This is a genomic window from Sphingomonas sp. BL-S-28, assembly GCF_055521515.1.
This window is the reverse complement of the sequence record NZ_CM145483.1, coordinates 787,682-811,488: the sequence shown is the minus strand read 5'-3', so window position 1 is coordinate 811,488 and position 23,807 is coordinate 787,682. Positions and strand designations below refer to the sequence as shown.

At 60.4% G+C, this 23,807-nt stretch carries 24 protein-coding genes and 2 pseudogenes; 13 read left to right on the top strand and 13 right to left on the bottom strand.

The features are described 5' to 3' along the window. Positions 1-165: 165 nt before the first annotated feature. Both ACZ1JC_RS03470 and ACZ1JC_RS03465 read left to right on the top strand, forming a co-directional pair. Complete coding sequence (locus ACZ1JC_RS03470; RefSeq protein WP_465139293.1) at positions 166-684, top strand: TolC family protein; 519 nt, start codon at positions 166-168, stop codon at positions 682-684. Between the two features lie 38 nt (positions 685-722). Then, entirely contained in the window at positions 723-1,328 is a 606-nt protein-coding gene (locus tag ACZ1JC_RS03465; protein WP_465139294.1) for a TolC family protein, read from the top strand. 27 nt (positions 1,329-1,355) lie between these two features. On the opposite strand, the gene ACZ1JC_RS03460 is transcribed toward ACZ1JC_RS03465, so the two are convergent. Further along, positions 1,356-1,991, bottom strand: coding sequence for an FMN-dependent NADH-azoreductase (locus tag ACZ1JC_RS03460; RefSeq protein WP_465139295.1), 636 nt, complete (start codon positions 1,989-1,991; stop codon positions 1,356-1,358). A 173-nt stretch (positions 1,992-2,164) separates the two neighbouring features. Here ACZ1JC_RS03460 and ACZ1JC_RS03455 point away from each other — a divergent pair, with 173 nt between their 5' ends. Together ACZ1JC_RS03455 and ACZ1JC_RS03450 are read left to right on the top strand one after the other, a co-directional pair. Further along, the gene (locus ACZ1JC_RS03455; RefSeq protein ID WP_465139296.1) at positions 2,165-2,599 is read left to right on the top strand and encodes a VOC family protein; all 435 of its coding nucleotides are present in this window, start codon (positions 2,165-2,167) and stop codon (positions 2,597-2,599) included. Positions 2,600-2,650: 51 nt separating this feature from the next. Further along, the gene (locus ACZ1JC_RS03450) at positions 2,651-3,574 is read left to right on the top strand and encodes a LysR family transcriptional regulator (RefSeq protein WP_465169065.1); all 924 of its coding nucleotides are present in this window, start codon (positions 2,651-2,653) and stop codon (positions 3,572-3,574) included. Positions 3,575-3,583: 9 nt separating this feature from the next. Here ACZ1JC_RS03450 and ACZ1JC_RS03445 read toward each other — a convergent pair whose 3' ends face one another. The 5 genes from ACZ1JC_RS03445 to ACZ1JC_RS03425 all read right to left on the bottom strand — a co-directional run bounded on the left by ACZ1JC_RS03445 (position 3,584) and on the right by ACZ1JC_RS03425 (position 6,563). Beyond that, complete coding sequence (locus ACZ1JC_RS03445; RefSeq protein WP_465139297.1) at positions 3,584-3,991, bottom strand: Ohr family peroxiredoxin; 408 nt, start codon at positions 3,989-3,991, stop codon at positions 3,584-3,586. Positions 3,992-4,000: 9 nt separating this feature from the next. Beyond that, entirely contained in the window at positions 4,001-4,462 is a 462-nt protein-coding gene (locus ACZ1JC_RS03440) for a carboxymuconolactone decarboxylase family protein (protein ID WP_465139298.1), read from the bottom strand. Between the two features lie 146 nt (positions 4,463-4,608). Beyond that, positions 4,609-4,830, bottom strand: coding sequence for a cupin domain-containing protein (locus ACZ1JC_RS03435; RefSeq protein WP_465148475.1), 222 nt, complete (start codon positions 4,828-4,830; stop codon positions 4,609-4,611). A 105-nt stretch (positions 4,831-4,935) separates the two neighbouring features. Next, on the bottom strand, positions 4,936-5,538 hold the full coding sequence (locus ACZ1JC_RS03430; protein ID WP_465139300.1) for an NUDIX domain-containing protein: 603 nt from the start codon (positions 5,536-5,538) through the stop codon (positions 4,936-4,938). A gap of 50 nt (positions 5,539-5,588) precedes the next feature. Continuing rightward, positions 5,589-6,563, bottom strand: coding sequence for a threonine ammonia-lyase (locus tag ACZ1JC_RS03425; protein ID WP_465139301.1), 975 nt, complete (start codon positions 6,561-6,563; stop codon positions 5,589-5,591). Between the two features lie 52 nt (positions 6,564-6,615). Here ACZ1JC_RS03425 and ACZ1JC_RS03420 point away from each other — a divergent pair, with 52 nt between their 5' ends. Together ACZ1JC_RS03420 and ACZ1JC_RS03415 are read left to right on the top strand one after the other, a co-directional pair. Continuing rightward, positions 6,616-6,954: an ArsR/SmtB family transcription factor gene (locus ACZ1JC_RS03420; RefSeq protein WP_465139302.1), complete on the top strand. Its 339-nt coding sequence runs from the start codon at positions 6,616-6,618 to the stop codon at positions 6,952-6,954. 4 nt (positions 6,955-6,958) lie between these two features. Next, positions 6,959-7,615 (top strand): annotated as a pseudogene (locus ACZ1JC_RS03415) (acetyl-CoA C-acyltransferase); the annotation flags it as partial. Between the two features lie 312 nt (positions 7,616-7,927). Here ACZ1JC_RS03415 and ACZ1JC_RS03410 read toward each other — a convergent pair. From ACZ1JC_RS03410 to ACZ1JC_RS03400, 3 genes are all read right to left on the bottom strand, one after another. Then, entirely contained in the window at positions 7,928-9,124 is a 1,197-nt protein-coding gene (locus tag ACZ1JC_RS03410) for a hypothetical protein (protein WP_465139303.1), read from the bottom strand. A 69-nt stretch (positions 9,125-9,193) separates the two neighbouring features. Continuing rightward, a complete protein-coding gene (locus ACZ1JC_RS03405) occupies positions 9,194-9,904 on the bottom strand; it encodes a hypothetical protein (RefSeq protein WP_465139304.1) in 711 nt (236 codons plus the stop codon). A 553-nt stretch (positions 9,905-10,457) separates the two neighbouring features. Next, positions 10,458-10,769: a hypothetical protein gene (locus ACZ1JC_RS03400; protein WP_465139305.1), complete on the bottom strand. Its 312-nt coding sequence runs from the start codon at positions 10,767-10,769 to the stop codon at positions 10,458-10,460. A 129-nt stretch (positions 10,770-10,898) separates the two neighbouring features. Between ACZ1JC_RS03400 and ACZ1JC_RS03395 the strand changes: the two are divergent. Then, positions 10,899-11,684 (top strand): annotated as a pseudogene (locus ACZ1JC_RS03395) (IS5 family transposase). 383 nt (positions 11,685-12,067) lie between these two features. Further along, positions 12,068-12,634 (top strand): sensor histidine kinase, encoded by a 567-nt coding sequence (locus ACZ1JC_RS03390; RefSeq protein ID WP_465139306.1) that lies wholly within the window; start codon positions 12,068-12,070, stop codon positions 12,632-12,634. A gap of 5 nt (positions 12,635-12,639) precedes the next feature. Here ACZ1JC_RS03390 and ACZ1JC_RS03385 read toward each other — a convergent pair whose 3' ends face one another. Further along, a complete protein-coding gene (locus ACZ1JC_RS03385) occupies positions 12,640-13,113 on the bottom strand; it encodes an alpha/beta fold hydrolase (RefSeq protein ID WP_465139307.1) in 474 nt (157 codons plus the stop codon). 697 nt (positions 13,114-13,810) lie between these two features. Between ACZ1JC_RS03385 and ACZ1JC_RS03380 the strand changes: the two genes are divergently transcribed. The 3 genes from ACZ1JC_RS03380 to ACZ1JC_RS03370 all read left to right on the top strand — a co-directional run bounded on the left by ACZ1JC_RS03380 (position 13,811) and on the right by ACZ1JC_RS03370 (position 15,785). Next, complete coding sequence (locus ACZ1JC_RS03380; protein WP_465139308.1) at positions 13,811-14,563, top strand: SDR family NAD(P)-dependent oxidoreductase; 753 nt, start codon at positions 13,811-13,813, stop codon at positions 14,561-14,563. 204 nt (positions 14,564-14,767) lie between these two features. Beyond that, positions 14,768-15,622, top strand: a complete 855-nt coding sequence (locus tag ACZ1JC_RS03375; RefSeq protein ID WP_465139309.1) for an alpha/beta fold hydrolase — start codon at positions 14,768-14,770, stop codon at positions 15,620-15,622. A gap of 1 nt (position 15,623) precedes the next feature. Further along, the gene (locus tag ACZ1JC_RS03370; protein WP_465139310.1) at positions 15,624-15,785 is read left to right on the top strand and encodes a hypothetical protein; all 162 of its coding nucleotides are present in this window, start codon (positions 15,624-15,626) and stop codon (positions 15,783-15,785) included. 411 nt (positions 15,786-16,196) lie between these two features. Here ACZ1JC_RS03370 and ACZ1JC_RS03365 read toward each other — a convergent pair whose 3' ends face one another. Then, the gene (locus ACZ1JC_RS03365) at positions 16,197-16,568 is read right to left on the bottom strand and encodes a GNAT family N-acetyltransferase, cg3035/Rv0428c family (RefSeq protein WP_465139311.1); all 372 of its coding nucleotides are present in this window, start codon (positions 16,566-16,568) and stop codon (positions 16,197-16,199) included. A 433-nt stretch (positions 16,569-17,001) separates the two neighbouring features. Beyond that, entirely contained in the window at positions 17,002-17,883 is an 882-nt protein-coding gene (locus tag ACZ1JC_RS03360; protein ID WP_465139312.1) for a LysR family transcriptional regulator, read from the bottom strand. A 198-nt stretch (positions 17,884-18,081) separates the two neighbouring features. On the opposite strand from ACZ1JC_RS03360, the gene ACZ1JC_RS03355 reads away from it, so the two are divergent. Together ACZ1JC_RS03355 and ACZ1JC_RS03350 are read left to right on the top strand one after the other, a co-directional pair. Further along, positions 18,082-20,388: an arylsulfatase gene (locus ACZ1JC_RS03355; protein ID WP_465139313.1), complete on the top strand. Its 2,307-nt coding sequence runs from the start codon at positions 18,082-18,084 to the stop codon at positions 20,386-20,388. A gap of 401 nt (positions 20,389-20,789) precedes the next feature. Beyond that, on the top strand, positions 20,790-22,250 hold the full coding sequence (locus ACZ1JC_RS03350; protein WP_465139314.1) for a flavin-containing monooxygenase: 1,461 nt from the start codon (positions 20,790-20,792) through the stop codon (positions 22,248-22,250). On the opposite strand, the gene ACZ1JC_RS03345 is transcribed toward ACZ1JC_RS03350, so the two are convergent. Further along, the gene (locus ACZ1JC_RS03345) at positions 22,217-23,776 is read right to left on the bottom strand and encodes an acyl-CoA synthetase (protein WP_465139315.1); all 1,560 of its coding nucleotides are present in this window, start codon (positions 23,774-23,776) and stop codon (positions 22,217-22,219) included. The genes ACZ1JC_RS03350 and ACZ1JC_RS03345 overlap by 34 nt on opposite strands. Positions 23,777-23,807 lie beyond the last annotated feature (31 nt).

Sequence of the window (23,807 nt, the reverse complement as noted above, 5' to 3'; positions counted from 1 at the left end):
CGGTCGATCCAGTCGTCGCGCCGACGGCATGGCGAACCGATGCCGGGCCGACCGCTCCGCTCGATCGGATCTGGTGGCAAGCCTTCGGCGATCCCGCCCTTTCCGCGCTGGTCGATCGCGCACTGGAACGCAACATCGACATCGCCCAGGCCGGCGCCCGCATCCGTGACGCGCGCGCAGGAAAGTCTTGCTCGCGCGCAACTCCTGCCCACGCTCGATGCATCGGTGTCGGCGGCGGATTCCCGCAGCATAAATGCATTCGGTGTACCGATTATCCAGCAGACCGGGCAGCCCGCCGTGCAGATCGGATGGGAGGTAGATCTGTTCGGACGGCTGAGCGATCAACAAGCGGCCGCCCACGATGCGTGGCTTGCCAGTCAGGCGACGCGGGACTCAGTGCGCCTCTCCGTCGCAGGAGCCGCCGCCAGCGGCTATATCGCGTTGCTGAGTCTTGATGCGCGGCTCGCCATCGCTCGCGAAACCCTCGATGCTCGCGACAAGGCATTGCAACTCGCGGAGCGGCGCACAGACTCCGGATATTCGTCGAAACTCGAACTTGCGCAGGCACAGGCCGAGTATCAGGCGCACCGCGCAACTGATCCCGCCTCTGCGCGAGGCGATTGCTCGGCAGGAGAACGCGCTGCGTTTGCTCACCGGGGATGTCCCCGGGCCCGTCGAACGTGAGGGGACGCTGGAACGATTAAGGGAACCGGACATTCCCGATGGCCTCCCATCTTCGTTGTTGGCGCGGCGTCCGGACGTGGCGCAAGCCGAACTCCAGCTTGCCGCTGCGGACCACTCGCTTGGCGGCCGCGCGCAAGCGGTTCTTGCCACAATTCCGCCGTACCAGCTCGGCGGGGCTGGCCTGGTCGTCGCTACTGGTCAACGACCCTATCAGCCTGTGGTCGCTGGGCGGGAATATTCTGGCGCCGCTCTTCGAAGGCGGACGTCTTCGGGCCAGTGCCGAAAGCGCAGGCGCGCAGAGAGACCTTGCCGCGCTCGCCTACCGCAAGACAGCGCTGACGGCATTTCGCGAGGTAGAGGACGGCCTTGTCTCCGCTCAGCAGGCGGACGAGCAGGTCTTTATCCTTATCGCACAAAGGGCTGCGCAGGCAGACAGCTTCCGTTATGCCAGTAATCGTTACCGTGCTGGCTATTCGTCCTACCTCGAACAACTCGACGCCCAGCGCGGTTTGCTCAACGTCGAGCTCAGCCTTGTTCAGGCACGAACCAGTGCGCTGTTGAGCCGGATTTCACTCTATCTTGCGATGGGCGGCGGGTGGAGCCGCCTGTCCATCGACGAGGAACAACGCCATAGTGGGGAATAAAGGCCAGTCTCTCACCGTCGATCCGGGTCAGGAAACTTCAAGGGTCAGATCGCGCGTCTGAGCCAAGGGCAGAGCGTCTATGGCTGCTTCGGCGGCCGGGATCACGGAACCGCGCGCTTCCGGCGACAGGGCAAGGCCTTCCGCGTGGACCACGGTAACATCGGTGATGCCGACGAAGCCGAGCACAGCCTTCAGGTAAGGGGCCTGGAAATCCATTCCATCAACCGGCGAACCAGCGACGAATGCACTGCCCCGGCCAGCGACGATATAAACGGGCTTGTCGGCGACGAGACCCTGGGGCCCTTGTTCGGTATAGCCGAAAGTGACGCCGGCTACGGCAATGCGGTCGATCCAGGCCTTGAGCTGGCTGGATACGCTGAAGTTATACATGGGCGAGGCGATGACGATGGCGTCGGCGCGGAGGAATTCGGCCATGACTTCGTCGCTCTGCGCGATTTCGGCGGCGAATTCCTCGCTGGAGCCGGAGCCCTTGGCGGCCAGATAGGCACCCGACAGATGCGGGATAGGGTCGGCGGCGAGATCGCGGTAGGTCACCGTGGCGCCGAGGTTGGCGGCAAGCAGGCGATCGACGAGGCGGCGGCCGAGCGGGCGGGTTACGGAAGCCGCGCCGAGGATGCTGGAATCGATGTGCAGAATGTTCATGGCGTTTATCCCTGTTGATGCTGGTGTGTTGGTGTCTGATGACGCTGTTCTATGCCTGCGGCGGCCCATCGATTAGCCGGCGGCGCGGCACCTGATTGTTGCCTTCGGAGGGCATAATCCTCGGCGATTGCGCGGCGTAGAAGTGACCCTCACTTCGATGAGGAGATCTTGCCATGCCTACGCCACTTCCTTTTACCGGCCTTCGTGCCGCGCAATTTGCGCTCGCCGTCTCCGACCTTCCGGCCATCACGCGCTGGTACGGAGATGCGCTGGAGTTCGAACTTGTGGGTCACGGGCGCTTCGACGCGGTCGGCGCGGACTATGCGCTGGTCAGCGGGGCCGGCGTGACGCTGGAACTGATCACGCTTGGCCACCCGGAACCGGTCCCGGTGGACCGCGCGGCACCTCCGCATCACCTCTCCCGGCTCGGCTGGAAGGCGCTCGTCCTCTATTCGGATGCCCTGACGGCGCTGACGCGGCATCTGGAAAGTTATGGTGCGGACATGGTGTGGTGTGAAATCGAGGTGGCACCGGGTGTCTGTTCGACGATGGTGCGCGATCCCGAAGGCAACCTGATCCACGTGATTGCCGCGCCCGCTTCCGCTTGAGGGTGCCGGCGTGCTAGCCTCCCGTCGGTGCACGGGAAATAGGGGGCTACCATACCGCATCTGCCGGATTTCGAGGCCTGGGCGGTTTTCGCCAAAGTGGCGGAAAAGGGTTCGTTCAGCCAGGCGGCCGAAGATCTGGGCCTTGCCAAGACCACTGTGTCAAAGACGGTGACGCGGCTGGAGGAGCGGATGCGCACGACGCTGCTCCACCGCACGACGCGCAAGCTGTCGCTTACCGAAACCGGGCGGCTTTCACTGGAACGCGCCATGCGCATTCTTGCCGACGGCGCGGCGATCGAGGCCGATATCCTGGAGGAAGCGGCGATCCCGCGCGGGACGATCCGGCTGGCATCGATGGCGGGCTTCGGCATCGACGCACTGGCCTGCGCGCTGCCGGAATTCCTGACGCAATATCCCGAGGTTCGCGTCGATCTGTCGCTGCGGGAAGGACACGTCGATCTTGTGGGAGAGGGCTTCGATGCGGCGATCCACGTCGGCGCGGGCGCGGATTCCAGCCTTCGAAGCAGCCGACTGTTCTCGTTCAGGCGGCCGCTGATCGCTGCGCCATCACTCATCGAAAGGCATGGCACGCCCGCCCACCCATCGGAACTGCCCGGCTATCCCGCCGTGATCCCCACGCACGTGGCCTGGGGGCGGGACTGGGTGTTCGAACGTGAGGGGCATGAAGCCACCGCGCTGCGCATGGATGGCAGCTTCCTGGTCAACAATCCGATTGCGATGGTGCCGGCGCTGGTGGCCGGCATCGGCCTGGCAATCCTGCCGGAGTTCTACGTCTGGCGGCAACTGGCCGAAGGATCGTTGGTGGAACTGCTGCCGGAGTGGCGACCGCCGCCGGGCCCCGTGTTCCTGGTGACGCCGCCGGGCCGTGCTCGCCCGGCGCGCGTGCGTGTTCTGCTCGAATTCCTGCGCGAGCATTTCGCGCAGCAGCCCTGGGCGCAGGGCATCGAACGCTAAGGCGCCAGGTCAGGTCACGCGGATGCGGACTTCCGCCTCACCGCGCAGCGCTCGCGAGTATGGGCAGCGCAAGTGCGCCATGTCCGCCAGTTTTCCGGCCAGCACCGCATCCAGATCCGGGAGGTCGAGCGAGAGGCAGACTGCCAGCTTTCCCCCGGCCTGCAAGCGCACCGTTGCGGTGACGTTGCTGTCGCGAGCGAGCGCGATGCCTTGCGCCTCCGCTTCCTGCCGCAGCGTCGTCAGGAAACAGGCCGCGTAGCCTGCGGCGAAGAGCTGTTCCGGGTTGGTGCCGCGCCCGTCATCACCGCCGAGCGCGGCCGGGGTCGAAAGATCGACCCGCAACCGCCCGTCGCAGCTCTGTGCGCGCCCGGATCGTCCGCCAAGGACGGTTGCCTGCGCAGTGTATGTCTGGTTCATCGCCAAGGCTCAGGCTGCCAGCTTGGACACGGCCGCAGGCGCCGCGCGGAAGGAGATGGCGAGGCGGTTGTAGGTGTTCATCAGTCCGATCGCGATGGTAAGGTCGGCAAGCTGCTTGGCATCGAAAACGCGCGCGGCGGCTTCGTAAGCGGCATCGGGCACGGCGGTGTCGGCAACGCGCGTCACGGTTTCCGCCCAGGCCAGCGCCGCCTGCTCGGTTTCGCTGAACAGGGCCCCGGCTTCGTGCCAGACGGGAACGAGCACCAGCTTCTCGATCTCTACTCCCTTTGCCAGCAGGTCGCGGCTGTGCATGTCGATGCAATAGGCGCAGCCGTTGATCAGGCTGACGCGCAGGTAGACGAGATCGACCAGAGCGGGATCGAGGCCGCTGGTCATGATGTAGCCGTAGACTTGCCCGAGCGCCTTCATTCCGGCGGGCGCGGCGGTGTTGTGATCGATGCGATGGGTCATGGGATGGATCCTTGATCTGGATTGCACCGGCGCTTTTGCCCGGCCCATCGCCTTGTTACGCCCCTCGATTGCCGTCGATTAGATGCCCTATCGTCACCTGATTGTTGTGTCGAAAGTGCATAATTGGTGATGCGCGCCGGGCGCAGTCAATCGTTGGAGCACGAACGTCGGCTTCTAGGTTCCCAAAAAATCACCGCTGAACGACCGGGAGCGATCTCGATGCCGGAGATGGCGGGCACGGTATAGCTTCGACCCTCAATTTCCATCACCAACTCGCCGGCCAGTACATAGAAGAACTGCCGGGCGCGTGTGTGGAAGTGTCGTGTCTCGGCGGTTCCGGCCGGCATTCGCTCCTGAATGACCATCATGTCGCACGATGGTGCCAGTATCCATCCATCGCAGTTGTCACCCCACTTGTAGTGCTCAGAATTTTCGGTGTTTCGTATCAATTCCAGGGTTCTGATGACGCGTGATTATTCGGGAACGTGCGGGCGCGTTGCCGATGCGCGCGTGAGGGCGAGGTGTTGCAGCAGGATAATTGTCTTGGCATCGCAGATTTTGCCGCTGGCAATCATGTCCAGGGCATCTTCGAACGGCAGGTGCAGCACTTCGATATCCTCGCCTTCATCGACCTTGCCACCCCCTTGAGAGATCTGATCCGAGGCGGAATAGGTGCCGATGAAAAACGCGAGATACTCAGTAACCGACCCAGGACTCATGTAGAGGTCGTAAAGGTGGCTGAGCGCTTCGATACGATATCCGGTTTCTTCCATCAACTCGGCGCGCATTCGTTCGGCGGCATCGGCGCCGTCGAGCAGTCCGGCCGGTGTTTCGATGAGGGCCGTGACGCGTCCGTTGACGTAGATGGGCAGCCGGAATTGCCGCGTCAGCAGAACGGTATCATTGATGGGATCGTGCAACAGGCAGGTGGCGCCGTTTCCGCGATCATAGACTTCCCTTGTCTGACGCTGGCGATTGCCATCGCGGCGCAGCAGATCGAATTCGTACTTCTTGAGTGTGCCCCAATCGTTGGAAAGTACGCGACTAGCGACGATGTCGATCGTATTCGCAGGCATTTGTTGCACCTCTTCGATGTCTGTGTTTCATGGACGGGGTTCGGCGCCGGCTAGAGCAGGGCGCGATAGCGCTGTCCGGAGACGTTGCCGCCCGTCACGACCGCCGCGACTTTGCGGCCCGCGAGTTGGCCTGCGTAGCGGATGACTCCCGCCACGGCGGCTATTCCGGAAGGTTCGACGATCTGCCGATGATTGTCGAGCATCCAGCCCATGGCCGCCGCGATTTCCGCGTCCGATACCGGCAGCACACGGTCTACCCGGTCGCGGATCAAGGGCCATGTCATTGTATCCGGTTCGATAGGGCCGCTGATACCTTCGGCGATCGACGTTGATAGTTCGACGGCAACGGGAGAGCCGGCTTCGCGCCAGCGGATGAAAGTGGGGCTCGCTTCACTCTGTATCCCCCAGACCTCAATGTCAGGGTTAATCGCCTTTGCCACCGTCGCAATTCCAGACGCGAGCCCGCCACCACCAATGCAGACGAGAATGACGTCGGCGTCGATCCATTCGGTCAGGATTTCGAGGCCGACCGTGCCCCCGCCCGCAATCATGAAGGGGTTGTTATAGGCCGAGACGAAAGTCGCGCCGGTCTCCGCCGCCATCGTCGTCGCCGCTTGTCGCGCTTGCTCGATGTCACGGAAGAATTCGACCCGGGCGCCACTGGCTTCCATAGCCGCGATTTTCATCGGGTCCGCTGTCTCCGGCAAGCAGATTGTCACAGGCACGCGCGCTGCCTTTCCGGCGTGGGCCAACGCCAATCCGTGGTTGCCGGCGGTCGGTGCAATCACCCCGATTTCGCGCTCGTTCTGTCCGAGATTCGCAATGACGTTGGCCGCTCCGCGCAGCTTGAAACTGCCGGTGTTCTGCTGGTTTTCGAGTTTGAGGCGAATTTCCACTCCCGTCATGCGCGTTAGCGCCTCGGACCGCTCCAAAGGCGTGATCCGTATCAGCGGATTTATGGATTGCGCCGCCTTGAAAACGTCTTTGGCCGAGACGACGCGATCGGCGCTTTTGTTCTTGTCCATGATGCCCTATCGAAGATTACATAGCCAGAAGGCTATATAGGGGTTTGACTATATGGATTCGACGCACGCGTCAATGGCGGACTTGCTGCGCGCACTCGGGAATGAGCATCGTCTCACGATCCTGGGCTGGCTATCCGATCCCCGGGCGCACTTTCCCGAACAAAGGGACGGCGATCTGGTGGAGGATGGCGTGTGCGTTGGCTTCATCACGGACAAGATAGGGCTCAGCCAGCCAACCGTAACCAATCACCTGCAATATCTGTCGAAAGCGGGGGTCGTGACCTCGAAGCGCATCAAGAACTGGGCCTTCTACAAGCTTGTTCCGGGCCGTATCGAGGATGCTAAATCTGCGCTGACCAAGATTACGGAGCAGTCAGTCGTTCTCAGGTGAGCTATCCGCCATAAGGGTGGCGATCGATTACGGCGTAAGCCGTGCCGATCAGGATGCCTTTGCCCTGCGCGGTCAGCAGCGCGCCGTCGCCGCCCAGCGCAGTGGTTTCTTCGCGGAAGAGATCGTGCCGGTACACGTGCCGGGCAAGAAGCGGGGCGAAACGGTCGAGGTGAGTCAGGACGAGCACCCCCGTGCGGATACCACGCTTGAGGCGCTGGGCAGGCTCAAGCCGCTGTTCGGTCCTGACGGTACCGTCACGGCGGGCAATGCCTCGGGCATCAGCGACGGTGCTGCTGCCATGATCATCGCCAGCGAAGCCGCCGCCAGAGCGCACGGACTGACGCCGCGGGCGCGCATCGTCGGCATGGCATCGGCGGGTGTGGAGCCGCGGGTGATGGGTATCGGACCGCTACCGGCGACACAGAAGCTGCTCGCCCGCCTTGGCATGGGCATTTCGCAGTTCGATGCCATCGAACTCAATGAGGCTTTTGCCAGTCAGGGGCTCGCGGATGACGCGCAGCGCGTCAATGCCAACGGCGGTGCGATTGCGCTCGGCCATCCCTTGGGAATGTCGGGCGCGCGGATCACGATGACACTGGTGCATCAACTGGAAAAGTCCGGTGGCAGATACGGCCTGGCGACCTTGTGCATGACGTCCTAATACTAGCCGTTCACCGTCACTAGCAGATGGGTGAGCGCGATTTTCAGGGTCCCCAAATGAGGCGTCGAACAGTAGCTCTGTCGGCGAAATCCTTGGCGGGGCGGGGCGGTGCTGGCAGGTCGCGACCAACTCACGGAGGAGCTGGGCAGCGCGCTAGCGGCGAGGCACGTCCCATTGCCACCAATAGTTATGGCGGCCCGAGCGTCGGCTCGCGGCAACAGTGGACGGACTTCGGCTTTCACAATTTTCATCCGAATGCAGACCGAAGTCGCCACCGTTTCAGCCGTAGGCGTGAATTCTTTCAAGCTGGGGTTACTGGTTGCTCAAAACGAATTCGTCCATCTCGGCGGTCACGATGTTCATGTCTGGTATGACCCGTTTGCCGGGCTTCCGATGGCGCTCCATCTCCGCAGTCCAAAAATCTATCGCTGCATGCCGGAGCTTGCTCAAATCAGGGTCTACCGAGCCATGCAGGTAGCGCTCCCGGCTGTCGAGAAAGTCGGCGTAGCCGTCCGATGGGAAACCTGCATTCGCGCCGACATACACGGTCAACAATAATGTTGGATCTCTGTACCACACACGCGTGACGCCGGCGGCCTTTTCGGAAGCGATCCCCAGCTTTTTGCCCAAACTCATCAGGAAAGGCTTGAGAGAGTTTACAAATCGCGTCCGCTTTTCCGGCGTTAAAAACACGAAGGCGACATCCGTGGCGAAATGATCGGCTAGCATCCATTGCAATTCCTGCTCGGAAAATGCCTGCTGGACGCCATCATAATAACTTACGTATGATTTTGTAACTATTTCACCTCCTTGGAGATAGTGTTGCGGGAAATGGAAATACTCTCTATCTCCAACCGCTTTTGAAAAAATATTCGTCAAACCGCCGCTGGCCAGCAATCCACCTCCAATCGTGCCCGCATGCCCATTGCATATGAGAGGTTGTTCAATAGGTTTTTCAATTTTTGGTAGAACAGTAAATTTCTCACCATCATACGAAACTAACCCAACATCAATGTCATTCTGAGCCAGTATATTTGCATCTACCTCAGGAAGGCCCGTGATTGCCGTCCGTCTGGGATAGACATCGACTGCCACTTCATTGCCCGCGCCCAGATATCGCCTGCCGATGGGGGGCTTTGAAGAGTCGTAAGCCCGGTATTCAAAAACCACCTCCCCGCGGCGAAGCGATGATGCAATCAAGGGGTCAACCCATACTATATCGGCTACCGTGTACGGTGCGTTTCCGGCTGCCTTGTAAGGCGTCTTCGACGCGGCCCGGCTCGCAATGATCATTCCGTCGGGCCCGTCAGAGATGAAGGGAGAGGTGTGGGCACCACACATTTCGCTCGACGAATACCGGATCGCCCTATCGATCGCGGAAAGCCACAATGCGAAACCGGTCTTTTGGATCGCCTTATCCTGTTGTTCTTGCCACGTCGGCGGAACATTCTGCAATCGCTGCTCGATGGGAACGGTCTGACCTTGTGCGGTGGAGGCAGCAGCGGGCATGAATGTACACCCAGCAATTGCGCCCGTCCTGAGCGCGGCCGACCTTAAAATACCCTTCATATGAGATCTTTACAGCTTGGTAGCGTTCGGGAGATCAGATGTGATCTTAACCCGCTCAGCCTGCAGCACGTGAAGGAATGCAATCGCCTCGGACCGAAACAAGAGGTTTTGGCCACCGTCGATTTTCGCCGCTTTCTTGGCGTCGTTGACATTGCTGAATGTGATGTGATCGACCGGATCATTTGCGCTTTCCGAAAAATGCTCAAGGAAGGAAAGTGGAATTTCCGCTTCATTCCAAACGGTGTAAGTTGTGCCTCCGCCTGAGAGAACATTCTGGCATCCGGTGAACTTGTTGCATGACTGTACCCACTTCGTGGGCTCGATTGTAGCGGTCCTGTTTACTTCCGTCACCAGAACGGCAAGCGTTTCGTCCTTTGAAAAGAGGTAAATATTTTCCAAAGGAGTTTTGCCATTGGTTTCGAAGCGGTATACTACCTTGACCGAACCGTCGGATTTGGAAACGTGCGCCCTTATTCCGGAATTCGCGGCATTCACTTCCTCCGCATGTAGGCCCAACAAACTCTTTACAGTTTCCATATACCGTACAGGAACGGTATCGATCTGAACATCTTTGTCATTCAATATAATATTTTTTGCGATAGCAGATTCCATGTCTTCTATTGGTGCGCTAACCATAGGATTTTTCGAGAATTTACCTGAACTGGCCGCCGCAATCGGATTAGAACTCACTGCCAGCGAAGCGAGAATAGCCAGGACCACCGGCCGCATCCGAGCGCCAGAAGCGTATGGGTTCCGTATCATTCAAATGACCCTTCCTAGAGTTAATCGAGCCGCCTCGTTGGCGAAATCCGGGCTTCTCGTCTCTATTATATGTCATAAGCCTAAATTTTGATTCCGGGCCGCTGACGCAAATGATCAGGGTGCCATGGTTATGTCTAGCAGCGTTATAAATTTTCGACTATACAGATAAATAATCCAAATGGTCGGCGTGAAAATATTTTGCTGATTTTCAATATTTATATATCTGCATTGAAATGTCATCGGTGATGGCGGCTGGGGATGGGTAATCTAATATGATTTTATTTACCGTTTGAGTGTTTTAATATTTAATATTTATTGTCTAGAAAAAATTATATCTGTTGATCTGTCTTCAGCGACATGAAATGAAATTATGTTGCCCATGTAAATCGTGAGCGATGCCACTTTGAAGGCGCATAGAGTTCGACGATGTTGAGATTAAATCATTGAAAGGCTGTCGGATCGTTTGACCTCGGCTGCACCCTAGGCGGCGTGGACAAATTGGGATTGGGAGTTACTCGGTCACAACGACGGCTTCACCGATGATGCGCCCTTCCCACAGGTAGAATTTTCCGGCTTTCTTCATCGTGGATGCGGCCTGCTCGCCAGATAGGAACATCCAGCAGAAGCGACCGGTTTCGCCGTGCCGTAATTCCACCTCCCCCAGAATTGGCCAGCCATCCCAAGCGGGTTCTTCAGGATTAAGGGTCGTCTTGCAGGGGCAGCCCCATCCCGAGAAGACGGACTGCGATTTGCCACCTTGATCGGTTGGATACAGCCAAACGTCTGCGATTAGGTCTTGGCGTGCTCGACGCATATCGTGCATGGAATTTCCTCCGCTGCCATAGTGCCGCGAGAAGAAAGCGGGGGCAACGTCCGGGCGGGCTAAGGGCGGGAAAGCCAAACGTCATTGACGAAGCGCGGACGGATTGATTCAAGGCTGCCTTTTGGAGGCATGTTTGAGCAGGGCGATCTCACTGAAGCAGAATGGCGCATTCTGAAGGGCTTGCTGCCAATTGAGCCTGAAAACCGTGGCCGGGGTAAGGCGGCCCGAGCAAAACCGCTCGATCATCAACGGCATACTTTGGCGGCTTCGGTGCGGCGCTCCATGGCGAGACGTGCCGCCCAAATACGGTAGCTGGAACACCATCTATCGGCGGTTCCGGCGTTGGAGTGAAGCCGGGGTCTGGGAGACGGTCGCGGTTACGCCGGCCGAGGTCATGGTGGGCAGCGGCCATTACAGCATCGACAGCACCACAGTCCGCGCCCACGTCTCGGCAGCGGGCGGAAAAGGGGGACTCATCGACGCGCTCTTGGCCGCTCGCGGGGCGGGTTCACCAGTAAGCTTCACTGCCTGGCTGATGCCCTCGGGCGACCGCTCGCCTTCATTCTGACCGGTGGCGAAGGAGCGGATTGCAAAGCGTATGATGCCCTGATCGATCTGCCCGAACGCGCACCGGATGCCTTCCTTGCAGACAAGGGCTATGATGCCGATGCTATCCGCGCCGACCTCGCAGAAAGACGATCAAAGCCGTCATTCCGGGCAGATCAAATCGCCGCGTGACAATCGATTATGATCGGGCCCTCTACCGGCAGCGCAATCGTATCGAGCGCATGTTTGGACAGCTCAAAATCAACCGTGCCATAGCCCACCCGATACGATCAACTCGCCAACAGCTTCCTCGGCATGGTCCATCTTGCCACCGCCAGACTCTGGCTCAAATTTGTCCACGCCGCCTAGGCAGCATTCCGGTCTTCGGTGGTCATTACGGCCCCTCGAGAGCAGGCTTTCCTCGATACGATCACCAGCATGAACAGACGAGGTTGGTGCTAACCGAGTGGCGCCGCGGAGCCTCGAGCCACGCAGCCTGCAGTCATGACGAGAGCTAAGACAGTTCGACGCTGACAAGTAGTGGAAGATCGTTCCACCCGTCGTTAGATGAACTTAGGTCACGTTGACAAAGTGCTTCAGCCATAACCTTGCGGCAGCAAGGTTGAGGAAGCTGATGTAGGAAAATGCGGTTTTCTCAAAGCGGAGTTGCGATGCGGCGCTAATGCTTGAGGAAGTCATGCGCATTCAGGCGATTACGTCCAGGATGCAGACTCCCGATCCCCATCGAGGAATTGGAGCAAAGCCTCGACAGGGCCGATGCGCTCATTGCCGAGGGCAAACTGCGCGTTCACAACCTGCATCTGGAGGACAGCCCAGTCGACCTTGATGCCATGCTGCAGCAGGTCATGATGGAAATGCCCTTCGCGGCCGATGTAGACAGGTCGGTCTCGGTAAATGGGCACGTTCGACCGGTCGATGTCGTGGTTATTCGCGAAGTTCGCGAGATCGTGGCAGAGGCGCTGTTCAATGCGGCGCGCGATGCGCGAGCGCAGACCGTCACTGTCGAGGTGACGTTCGGTAGGCGCGCTCTGGAGGTCGTGGTGGCCGATAATGGTTCGGGTTTTGAGAGCCCTGGAGATTCGGGATCCGGCTTTGGCCTCCTGGGGATGCAGAAGCGTGCGGAAAGCATCGGGGCCAGGCTGACGGTCGAATCCCGAGCGGGAGCCGGTACTTCGATCCGGATGCGGGTTCCGGGGCGCAAGGCCTATGCGGACCGCGTTGGCTTTCCGACTTGGCTGGCGAGCCGGTTTACCGGCCGATCAGATCGTCAGTCTGGTCGGTTTCGGAGAAGGCCTTGATGCCGTCATAGTGGGCCTTGGCGCTGCCCATCATGCCCTGGCGCCACCGGTTGTCGATCACGGCAGGCTTCACATCGGCACCATCGCGGTTGAATCCGTAGAACGGCCGGCGGCAACGTCGCGGAAGAACTGCGAGCGGTTGGCGGCAAGCCGGCGCGCAGGCCATCAAACACTTCGATCGGCAAGCCGCCCGGATAGGCTTCCGTCTTGAGCATGATCGGCGGTACGGCGCTGACCAGCACGGCCTTGGCTACGCGGCCCTGCGGGATGCCGTAGCGGGCGACATAGGCCGCGACTTCACCGCCACCGGTTGAATGGCCGATGTGGACCGCGTTCTTGAGGTCGAGGTGTTCCATCACCGCAGCGGCATCGGCGGCATAGTGGTCCATGTCATGACCCTCGCTCACCTGCTGTGAGCGGCCGTGGCCCCGGCGGTCATGAGCGACGACGCGAAAGCCCTTGGATAGGAAGTACAGCATCTGCGCGTCCCATTCGTCCGACGAGAGCGGCCAGCCGTGGTGGAAAACGATGGGCTGGGCATCCTTCGGGCCCCAGTCCTTGTAGAAGATTTCGACGCCGTCCTTGGTGGTGACATAACCGATGATGCTGGTCCTTCGGTGTGTGTGGTCGGGCGGATTAGGGGCGAAGCCGTTTTTCCTCAGCCGGCGAGGTGACTTCTGGCGAAGACCGGTTTTTCGGAAAAGTCAGATAAAATCAGATCATTGTTTCGAAGTACTGGAACATTTGCCTTTCCGGGTGGGTTTGTCTTGGCTTGATTTCACCAGAAAGACGTTCGATCCGAAATCATCCCTGAGTATGCCTGACGTAACATCTGAGGAGGAGGCTTTCGGCTTTTGCCACCTATGGTGTGAGGGTTGTCGGCAGTCGGTCGATGGCGGCGGTGATGAAGCCTGAGCATCTCGCCAAGTGGTCGGCATCATGGTTGCGATCTGGCGAGTGCACGCACAGCCTGGCGATCACCTGAGGCATCCTCGGCAAGATTGGGCAGGCGGAATTCGGATCTGCGACGATGACGCATCGCAGGTCCTACTCATCGTTCCATTGATAGAACGATGAGTAGCGATTTTGCTGTCTACAGCCAAGATCGTTCCGGATGCATTTGTTCTCCAGCGGCAGGGAAACGGTTTCCCACCGAATGCACGAATGGAGAATGACATGGCTAACAGGTTCGAAAACAAGGTTGTCGTGGTCACCGGTGGCACGACGGGGATTGGTCTTGCAACGGCCAAGGCCTTCGCGGACGAAGGCGCATCGGTGTTCGTCACCGGACGGCGACAGGAAGCCCTCGACGCGGCGGTCAAGGCGATCGGCGGCGAGGTCACCGGCGTACGCGGCGACATGAGCAAGCTGGCCGATGTCGACCGCCTCTACGATGCGGTCCAGCAGCAGCACTCCACGATCGACGTGATCTTCGCCAATGCCGGCGGCGGCGAGTTCGCGCCGCTCGGCGCGATCACCGAGGAACACTACGAAAAGACCTTCGACACCAATGTGAAGGGCGTGCTGTTCACCGTGCAGAAGGCTCTCCCGCTGTTGCGTGACGGTGCTTCAGTGGTGCTGACCGCCTCGACCGTGAGCATCTCGGGCACGCCGGCGCTCAGCGTCTACAGCGCCAGCAAGGCGGCCGTGCGCAACTTTGCGCGCAACTGGATCCTCGATCTGAAGGATCGCCGCATCCGCGTGAACGCCGTCAGCCCCGGCGTCACCGATACCCCGGGTGTCGACGAGTTGTTCGGCGGCGGCGAGGATGCCGAGAATACCAAGGCCTATCTTGCCGGGCTGATCCCGGCCGGCCGTATCGGCCAGCCCTCGGAAATCGCCAAGGCCGTGCTGTTCCTCAGCTCGGAAGAGGCAAGCTTCATCAACGGTGTGGAACTCTTCGTCGATGGCGGTCAGGTCCAGATCTGACCAAGGTTCCTGTGGTCCCCAAGCGCCCGCCCGCCGTGATCCGGCGGCGGGCGCTAGTAACAAGCATCTCATACCCAGGAATGAGTGAAGCAGCCGTGTGGACGAGGTCAGTAACCACGCGTCTGGCAGCGCGCGCATCGTGCGCTGCGCTATGCGAATATCCGACCGACGCCGCAGCCATTCTGGCTCAGGGAGCAGTACAACATGATCCGGAACTTCACTTTGCGAATTGCACTCATGGTGCTTTCGGCTAGCCCCGTAATGGTAGCAGGCTCGGCCTTGGCAGCTTCGCCCAGTGCGATCACGACGCCCGCAACATCCGATGAAGCGTTGCTCAGGCATTTGCCGGGATTCCGCCAAGGCTTCGTTGAAGTCGGCGGCGTGCGTCTTCATTACGTTGAAGGAGGCGCGGCAAACAGCGCAAACCCTCCTTTGATATTGCTTCCGGCGTGGCCTCAGACTTGGTGGTCTTATCACAAGGTCATGCCGGCACTTGCGCGAGATCGGCGGGTGATCGCGGTCGATCTGCGCGGTATGGGTTCTTCTGACAAGCCTGCCGGTGGCTATGACAAGAAAACCATGGTTGCCGATATTGCGGGGCTCGTACGCCAGCTTAACCTCGGTAAAGTCGATATAGTCGGTCATGATATCGGTTCGATGGTCGCCTACAGCTTTGCGGCCAATCATCCAGACCTGACGAGCAAGCTGGTACTTCTCGACGTCGCTCCGCCGGATGCAGGACTTGCGACATGGCCGATGCTGCCGGCGCTGGGCACATTTGGTGACAAAGTTGGCGACGGTTCACACGCCTATGTCTGGTGGTTCGCTTATCACCAGGTTCCCGAGCTGCACGAAAAGATGGCGGGCGATGGGCGTATCCGGATGGAGCAGGACTGGTTCTTCCACTACCTGACCCAAGACGAACGCTCGATCGATGCGCTCGACCGGGACGTCTATGCTGCAGCCTACGGCATCACGAGATGCCATCCGGGCGGGCGATGGATGGTATCAGGCCTTTCCCCAGGACATCGTCGACGACGATGGCTATGCGCCGCTTAAGATGCCGGTGCTCGCACTTGGCGGGCCGGGTTATGCGTGGCTGAAAGGCGTCCTGGCAACCAAGGCGCCCGATGCCGAAGTGGTCAGGGTCGACAGCGGGCATTTCATTCCCGACGAAATTCCTCAAACGCTGGTTGAGAAGATCGAAGGCTTTGTCCGCTGATGTTGAGCTAGCCGATTAATAGATCCAATCTAGCACATTAACGTATAGCCGCTATGAGGGAGGACGCTTGACCTCGTGTACGGCCGCTATGTCGGCGGAATCTAGAGTAAGCTGGGCAGGTGCTTGTGGTGGATCCCACCCTTCCTAGTCGCTCAGGATCCAATTTTTCGTTCTCAATTGCGGCCTGTCCGCTTTCCCATTCTGGATGCTCAAGACTGGCCGGGAAGAGACCGGCCGGTTTCAGGCGAGAAATGCAGAGTAGCGGCCATTCCGTAGTGATCGCTATGGCTCGTCACGCTGAGGCGTTGGTCTGCTTCCAGAACATTATTTGGCAAGAAGTCTGATGGTATGTGTCGCAGTGAGCAGCTTCGAGCACCCCTAAGGCAAACGCTACAGCATCCCCATCCTGCCCTACATGACCACCGAGGGCTCTGCCACATCATAGCCGCGCCTTTTGAGCTCGTTCTCGGCATCAGGCGAAGCGAGCGCCGAAATTCTGAAGATAGGAGGAAGCCCGCGCGCACGATAATATCCTTCTGCACGAGCAAAAACCTCACTGAAGTCAGTATCGGGCTTTAAGGCATTGATAGAATTGGCCCGCTTCGTGCAGCCGCCTGCGGTGCGAAACAGCCTTCCTGCGAACTCCGCGGTTTCCAGGGAAGGCCACCCATTCAGCGCCAATCTCTCAAGGGTTGGAATGCTCTGCACGAATGCCTCGTGGATGCTGGCCGATATCATTTCTGTCCACCGGCTGCCATTTTGTTGGGAAATTAAGGCACGCATCGAGCAGTCCTGAAATCATATTGACAACTTAAACCCGAATGGCGGGGCAAGGGCCTTTCGCGGCTGATTTACGAGACTCGAATAGCTTGGGCGCGTGCTCGCGGCATGAACCAGGTCAGGGTGAGCCATCGTGGATGGTAACATCCCCTCACAACGGGCTATGACCTCGCACGGCTTCAAATGTGTTGGCCGAACATCGCTTGAATGGCCCGACGGGCAAGTGGCGGATGAAATCCATTACGAGTTGGTCCTGAAAGAAGAGCCTTGCGAAGGACTACCGCGGTGACAGGGGCCTGCCTTGGCCGTTTCTGTTGTATTCTAGACTGATCGGTCTTGAAGGCCGGAAGGAGCCGCTGCGGCACGGCGAAGGTGCCAATTTGACAGAACTTTTCCGTTTGAGCGTGATGACGGTGGGCATCATCAACAAAGGCTCTCAGCTTTGGGCCGAAGGGCAATTCGCTCCGGACAGCCGCTTCAGTTCATCGATCACAAATGTCAGCGCGGGGGAAGGTGCTCCGTGGGTTCGGCGCACGAGTACCGCCGAAAGAGTGCCATGCACGAGGTCGTCCAGTTCCAGCGCCACGATGTGACCGCGCGCGATCTCGCTTTCGACAACCTTGGGCGACGCGAACCACACAAGGTCGGATTGCTTCACCACTTCACCAACGATGTGATCGTTGTTGCAGACGAACAGGCCTGCGTGGCGTGCGGGCATGGGAATGTGCGATCCGCAGGCGACCGGGAAACGATATAGATCTTCGGCCGATGGCACGCGGCCGGCCAATGGATGATCCCGCCGCACCAGAATGCCGCGATCAAGCTTGCAAAGAGATTCCACTATCAAGCCGGCGGCGTCCATGTTGAAGTCGGTGATCAGGGCTGCGTCCACGCGATCTGCGCGGACATCTTCCAAAAGCTGTTCGGATGAGCGGATCTCTACCTGCAAATCCAGCCGTGGCCGGGAATTAATGACGGATGCTGCCAGCTTCGCAAGAAAGATGCTGGCAGGCTGCGGACCGATGCCAAGCTTGACCCTGCCGGCCTCGCCACGGCCGTAGATACGAAGATTGGTTTCCAGTTCGCGGGCGTGGGCGATCAGATCGCGCATTTCCGCAAGGATGGTCGCACCTTGACCGGTTACCGATACGCCGCTGCGCCCACGGTCGAAAATCGTCACGCCGAACTGCTGTTCCGTGCGGGCAATGCTGCGGCTGAGCGCGGGTTGCGTCAGCCGCAGTGCCTGGGCGGCCTTCGAAAAGCTGAGGTAATCGGCAACGGCAATGACATGCCGAAGTTTGGTCAGATCGATATCCATTACCCAGAGTTATCAATTTGGCATTCGTTATGCATTAGATATTGCCTCCCACTCTGCTAGGTCTGGGGCACGGCGCACCGGTCCACCGGAGACGCATTTACCATTTTTGCGATCTAGTTCCGGCCTTTCCGGCAGCGCCTTCGCGCGTGAGCCGTCATGGCCATGCGCCGGAACTGGAGCGTCTTCAGGGGAGCAACCATGATCTTTCGCCGCCGCCTCTTGCTAACCGCTTCGCTAACCGTTGCGGGGCTGACACCCATAACGGGTGCATTGGCGCAATCGGTGCCGCCTCCCGCCCCATCGCTGGCGCCGGTTGCTGCCTCGCCCCTTATCCAGAAGCCGGCGCCAAAGGGTGCTCCCAACATCCTGATCGTGCTGCTGGACGATGTCGGATTCGGGGCATCCTCCACATTCGGCGGGCCGGCCCAGACCACCGCGCTCGATGCGCTTGCGCAGGACGGGCTGCGGTTCAATCGGTTCCATACCGCCGGCATCTGCTCGCCCAGCCGCGCGGCGCTGCTGACCGGCCGAAATCCACATGCAACCGGGATCGGCGCGGTCATGAACACGGCCGACGCCCGCCCCGGCTACAGCGGCTATCACGGCAAGGATACCGCGACGATCGCCGAGATCCTGCGTGAGAACGGCTATAGTACGGCGGCGTTCGGCAAATGGCATCAGACCCCGGATTGGGAAATGTCGCCCTCCGGCCCCTTCGATCGTTGGCCGACCGGCGAGGGGTTCGAATCCTTCTATGGTTTCATCGGCGGCGAGACGAGCGAGTTCGAACCCACGCTGTTCAACGGGACCACGCCCACTATGCGACCGGCAGGTGCCGGCTATCACCTGAGCGAAGACCTTGCCGCGCACTCCGTCGACTGGCTGCGCCGCCAGCATTCGGTGACGCCGGACAAGCCGTTTTTCCTCTATCTGGCAACGGGCGGCATCCATGCCCCGATCCAGGTGCCGAAGGCGTGGATCGATCGCTATCGCGGCCAGTTCGATCAGGGTTGGGACAAACTGCGTGAAGAAATCTTCGCGCGTGAAAAGCGTCTTGGCGTCATCCCGAAAGACGCCAAGCTGACGCCGCGCCCTGCCGAACTTCCCGCGTGGGAAAGCCTGAGTGCAGAGGAGAAGAAATTCTCCTCACGGCTGATGGAAGCCTATGCCGCCTACCTTGCCCATACCGATGCACAAGTCGGCAAAGTGGTTCAGGCACTGAAGGACAGCGGCCAGTACGACAACACCGTCATCGTCTATCTCGTGGGCGATAACGGTGCGAGCATGGAGGGCGGAACCGCGGGATCGCTCAGCTATCTGCGCGGCCTTATCGGCTTTCCCGCGCCGCCGGTCACCGATGCCCGACTGGACGATATCGGCACGCGCAACGCCTATGCCCACGTCAACGCGGCATGGGCCTGGGCGACGGACACGCCGTTTCCATGGGGCAAGTCGATGGCAGGGCACCTTGGTGCCATTCGCAATCCGATGGTGATCACCTGGCCCAACGGCATCAAGGACAAGGGGGGGCTCCGCAGCCAGTTCGGGCACATCAACGATGTGGTTCCGACCCTGCTGGACATCGTCGGTATCGCAGCGCCTGCGGGTGTGGATGGCATCGCGCAAAAGCCGATGAATGGCGTCAGCCTCAGGTATACCTTCGATGCGCCCAAGGCCGCGGAGCGGCATACAACGCAGTACTTCGAGGTGTTCGGGCGTCGTTCGATCTATCATGACGGGTGGTTTGCCATGGCCAATCACGGGCCCGTGCCCTGGAAGGTGGCGCTGCAGGATACCGATCCGGCCAAGGACGTGTGGCAACTCTACGATCTGCGTAGCGACTTTTCGGAATCGACCGATCTTGCCGCGAAAGAACCGGGCAGACTGGAGGAGATGAAGCGCCTGTTCGAACAGGAGGCGGCTGCCAACCAGGTTCTTCCCATCTCCGGGCCAAGGCTGTTCGGGCGCGGCCTTCCCGATCTTGCGGCGGGCGTCAAACAGGCAACCTTCCACGCCGGCGCCGCAGGAATACCGGAAACGGCCTTGCCCAAAGTGCAGAACCGCTCTTGGGGCATTTCAGCAACTTTGCGGACGGATCCCACTGCTCGGGGCGTGATCGCCGCGGTGGGCGGCGAGTCCGCCGGTTGGACGATCTTCCTCGACGCGGACCACCATGCGGTGTTCCGCTATCGGGCCTATGACGTGCAGGCGCTTGATCTTCGTAGCGCCGCGCCGCTCTCCGCCGGTGCGCATAAGATCGCTGTCGATGTGGCCTATCAGGGGCCGGGCTTCGCGAGCGGGGCGGCCGTCACCTTGAATATCGACGGGCAAAGGGTGGATGCGGGCAAGCTGACAATGACCTTGCCGACCTATTTTACAATCGATGAGACATTCGATGTCGGGATCGATCGCGGATCACCGGTAGGCGATTATCCTGGAGATGCCGCGCCTGGCTATGCTTTCGTGGGAGGTGATATTGGCGAAGTGACGATCTCGCAAAAGTGATGTTTTGCCTTCCATTGCGAGGCAAAGCATAATGTCCGGATCGGCCAGATAGTCCCCGCAACCACAGTCGTAGAACTCGATACGCCGCCCTTCTGGGCGGCGTAGGGCTCCCCGCTCTCGACAATGCGGCCATGGGCAACGCGTACGTCTGCCTTGCAGGCGGATGCGCCGGAGCCGGGGCGTTCCCTCCGCAGCGTTAATGGGAAGAATACGTGAGCGATGGAATGTGCGGCCAGCCGTAGTGCATTGTATCGTGGGGCCGGAAAAATGGCGGAAAAGCTCCGCATAACCCGCATTTTCGGTGGCTTCTATCCCAGTTTCGAGTTTGTTACGAATCACATGCAATACAATAATTGCCGGACTTGCGACTCTGCGAGCCGCCGACGCGGGAGAGCGTGCGCGTGCGATACATCATCATTGGCGCGGGTATGGCGGGTCTGCTGGCGGGAATTCGCCTGAAACAGGCAGGCGAGGAGGATTTTGTGATCCTCGAAAAAGGCCAAGGCGTTGGCGGTACCTGGCGGGAGAACACTTATCCCGGTCTCACCTGCGACGTGCCGGCGCATTCCTACACTTACTCCTTTGCGCCCAACCCCGAATGGAGTGCGTACTTCGCGCCGGGCTCGGAAATCCGCGCTTATTTCGAGGACATGGCGCAGCGTCATGACGTCTATTCCCACGTCCGCTTCGGCAGCGAGGTCGACGGCTGTGAATGGCAGGGCGACCGCTGGCACGTCTCCGCCCGTGACGGCTATCGCGATGCAGCCGAAGTGCTGGTGGCGGCGACCGGCGTGCTCCACCATCCGCGATATCCCACGATCGAGGGGATCGATCGCTTTGCCGGCCCCTGCTTCCATTCGGCACGCTGGGATCATTCCGTGCCGATGGAGGGCAAGCGCATTGGCGTGATCGGCAATGGATCGACCGGCGTGCAGATCGTTTCGGCACTGGCAGGGCGCGCGGCGCATGTCGTGCAGTTCCAGCGCACCCCACAGTGGATCATGCCCTGTCCGGATACCCGTTATTCCGAGGAGGACCGCGCCGCCTTTCGTGCCGATCCTGCGCTGATCGAGGATGTGCGCAATGGTCCCGAAGCCCGCGCCCGGCGCGCTCGCTTTACATCTGCGATCATCGACGTGGCTTCCCCCGCGCTTGCGGAGATCCAGGCGATCGTCGAGCGCAATCTGGAAGAGGGCGTTGCCGATCCGGTGTTGCGCGCGAAACTCCGGCCGGACTATCGCGTCGCCTGCAAGCGGCTGGTCTATTCTTTCAGCTATTATCGGGCGATCCAGCATCCCGATGTGACGTTGGAAACCGGCGCTATCGCGCGCGTGGAACCGGACGGCGTCAGGCTTGCGGATGGCACTTTCCACGCTTTGGATGTGCTGGTGCTGGCAACCGGCTTTCACGTCGACCGTTTCGTGCGGCCGATGCGCCTGCAGGGGGAGGGCGGGCGCGATATCGAGGATCTCTGGCGCGAGCGTGCACGCGCCTACTACGCGGTTACCGTGCCGGGATTTCCCAATCTGGCGCTGCTGAACGGGCCGACCGGGCCAGTCGGCAACTTCTCTTTGATCGACATTGCCGAAAAGCAGTGGGACTATTTCCAGCAAGTGCTGGAGCCGGTGCGGCAAGGTCGCTGCGCCGGGATCGCGCCGAGCATGGCCGCGCTGGAAGACTACGAGCGGCGCAGGGCGGAAGCGGCCAGAGGAACGGTCTTCGCTTCCGGATGCAGCAGCTGGTATCTCGACGCCAGTGGCGCGCCGCAAGTCTGGCCATGGAGTTACGCCTATTTCCTGGAAGCGATGGCGCGCCCCCGTTTCGAGGATTACGAACTGGTGGAAGCAGCCGCGACGGCCTGATCCCAGTACTTCGCCCGCAATCCCGCTTTGTATAGCTTCCCGGTAGGCAGGCGCGGCATCTCGGCGATGAAATCGACGCTGCGCGGCGTCATCTGCCGGCCCAGTCTGTCGCGCACGAAGGCGAGGATTTCCTCCGCCAGCGCGGGTGAGGGCGGGTAGCCGGCGGCCGGTTCGACGATCGCCTTCACTTCTTCGCCCAGATCCTCGTTCGGCACGCCGATCACGGCAACGTCGGCGACTTTGGGGTGGAGCGCCAGCGCATCCTCGATCTGCTGGGGGTAGATGTTCACCCCCCCGGAGATGATCATGAACGCCTTGCGATCGGTGAGGTAGAGGTAGCCTTCGGCATCGAGATAACCGATGTCGCCCACCGTCATCCAGTCGCCATGGCGCGGATGGACGGCGCTGCCGGTCTTGCCTTCATCCTTGTAATAGCTGACGCGGCCGCCTTCGGGCATTTCGGCGTAGATCAGGCCGGGGTCGCCCACGGGTAACTCATCCCCCTGCTCATCGCAGATGTGGAACGGGCGCCCTTGCGAGCGGCCGACGGAGCCGGGATGGGCCAGCCATTCGGCACTGGTGATGCGGGCGAAGCCGGCGGTTTCGGTGGAGGAATAGAACTCCTCGATCACCGGGCCCCACCAGTCGATCATCCGGCGCTTGACCTCCACCGGGCAGGGCGCCCCGGCATGGATCACGCAGGAGAGGCTGGAAAGATCGAAGCGCGCGCGCGTTTCGGGTGGCAGTTTCAGCATGCGGACGAACATGGTCGGCACCCAGAGGCCGTGCGTGACGCGGTGCGCCTCGATCAGCGAAAGCGCTTCTTCGGCATCGAACTTGTCCATCAGTACGACCGTGCCGCCGGCCTGGATGGCGGCGGCGGTATAGCCGGCCGGGGCGGAATGGTAGAGCGGGGCGGGGCATAGATAGACGGTGCCGGCGTCCATTCCGTAAGCAGCGGCGGTCGCTTTCATGTGGGGATTGCCGTCGCGCGCCGAAACGCGCGGCAGGGCGCGCTTGATGCCCTTGGGTTTGCCGGTGGTGCCGGAGGAATAGAGCATGAATGTGCCCAACCATTCCTCATCCAGCGGTTCGGCCGGTGCCTCTGCCATTGCGCTTTCCAACTCGTCAAAACCGTCCAGCGCGCCGCCGATGGAGAGCTTGACCGGGCAACGTGCGGTCAGCCTTCCCAGTTCCTCCGAGGTTTCGAGCCTTGCGGACGCGAACAGGGCGTGGGCGTCGCAGTCGTTGACGATGTAGGCCGCTTCTGCGGCGGGCAAATAGCGGTTGATCGGTGTGAAGTGGAAGCCCGATCGCATGCAGGCGGCCAGCACGTCGAAGAACACCAGCGAGTTTTCCATGAAGGCCGCCACATGGTCGCCATGACGCAGGCCGCGAGCATGGAGGTACTGCGCAATCCGGCAGGAGCGGTGCTCCAGTTCGCGATAGCTGCGTGTCTCCCCCGTGGCCGGGCGGATCGCGGCGATCTTGTCGGGCTGGGTGCGGGCGAATTCGGCGATGTACAAGCGCGGCTATCCTCTCGATCCGCCGCCCACG

What these genes read in the sequence shown, in the direction of transcription:
- ACZ1JC_RS03445 (WP_465139297.1), bottom strand. Translation starts at nt 3,991, where the DNA reads ATGAACCAGACATACACTGCGCAGGCAACCGTCCTTGGCGGACGATCC.
- ACZ1JC_RS03370 (WP_465139310.1), top strand. Translation starts at nt 15,624, where the DNA reads ATGCCGGTGCTCGCACTTGGCGGGCCGGGTTATGCGTGGCTGAAAGGC.
- ACZ1JC_RS03375 (WP_465139309.1), top strand. Translation starts at nt 14,768, where the DNA reads ATGATCCGGAACTTCACTTTGCGAATTGCACTCATGGTGCTTTCGGCT.
- ACZ1JC_RS03400 (WP_465139305.1), bottom strand. Translation starts at nt 10,769, where the DNA reads ATGCACGATATGCGTCGAGCACGCCAAGACCTAATCGCAGACGTTTGG.
- ACZ1JC_RS03430 (WP_465139300.1), bottom strand. Translation starts at nt 5,538, where the DNA reads ATGCCTGCGAATACGATCGACATCGTCGCTAGTCGCGTACTTTCCAAC.
- ACZ1JC_RS03465 (WP_465139294.1), top strand. Translation starts at nt 723, where the DNA reads ATGGCCTCCCATCTTCGTTGTTGGCGCGGCGTCCGGACGTGGCGCAAG.
- ACZ1JC_RS03455 (WP_465139296.1), top strand. Translation starts at nt 2,165, where the DNA reads ATGCCTACGCCACTTCCTTTTACCGGCCTTCGTGCCGCGCAATTTGCG.
- ACZ1JC_RS03440 (WP_465139298.1), bottom strand. Translation starts at nt 4,462, where the DNA reads ATGACCCATCGCATCGATCACAACACCGCCGCGCCCGCCGGAATGAAG.
- ACZ1JC_RS03435 (WP_465148475.1), bottom strand. Translation starts at nt 4,830, where the DNA reads ATGATGGTCATTCAGGAGCGAATGCCGGCCGGAACCGCCGAGACACGA.
- ACZ1JC_RS03460 (WP_465139295.1), bottom strand. Translation starts at nt 1,991, where the DNA reads ATGAACATTCTGCACATCGATTCCAGCATCCTCGGCGCGGCTTCCGTA.
- ACZ1JC_RS03365 (WP_465139311.1), bottom strand. Translation starts at nt 16,568, where the DNA reads ATGCGTGCCTTAATTTCCCAACAAAATGGCAGCCGGTGGACAGAAATG.
- ACZ1JC_RS03355 (WP_465139313.1), top strand. Translation starts at nt 18,082, where the DNA reads ATGATCTTTCGCCGCCGCCTCTTGCTAACCGCTTCGCTAACCGTTGCG.
- ACZ1JC_RS03420 (WP_465139302.1), top strand. Translation starts at nt 6,616, where the DNA reads ATGGATTCGACGCACGCGTCAATGGCGGACTTGCTGCGCGCACTCGGG.
- ACZ1JC_RS03380 (WP_465139308.1), top strand. Translation starts at nt 13,811, where the DNA reads ATGGCTAACAGGTTCGAAAACAAGGTTGTCGTGGTCACCGGTGGCACG.
- ACZ1JC_RS03410 (WP_465139303.1), bottom strand. Translation starts at nt 9,124, where the DNA reads ATGCCCGCTGCTGCCTCCACCGCACAAGGTCAGACCGTTCCCATCGAG.
- ACZ1JC_RS03385 (WP_465139307.1), bottom strand. Translation starts at nt 13,113, where the DNA reads ATGCTGTACTTCCTATCCAAGGGCTTTCGCGTCGTCGCTCATGACCGC.
- ACZ1JC_RS03360 (WP_465139312.1), bottom strand. Translation starts at nt 17,883, where the DNA reads ATGGATATCGATCTGACCAAACTTCGGCATGTCATTGCCGTTGCCGAT.
- ACZ1JC_RS03425 (WP_465139301.1), bottom strand. Translation starts at nt 6,563, where the DNA reads ATGGACAAGAACAAAAGCGCCGATCGCGTCGTCTCGGCCAAAGACGTT.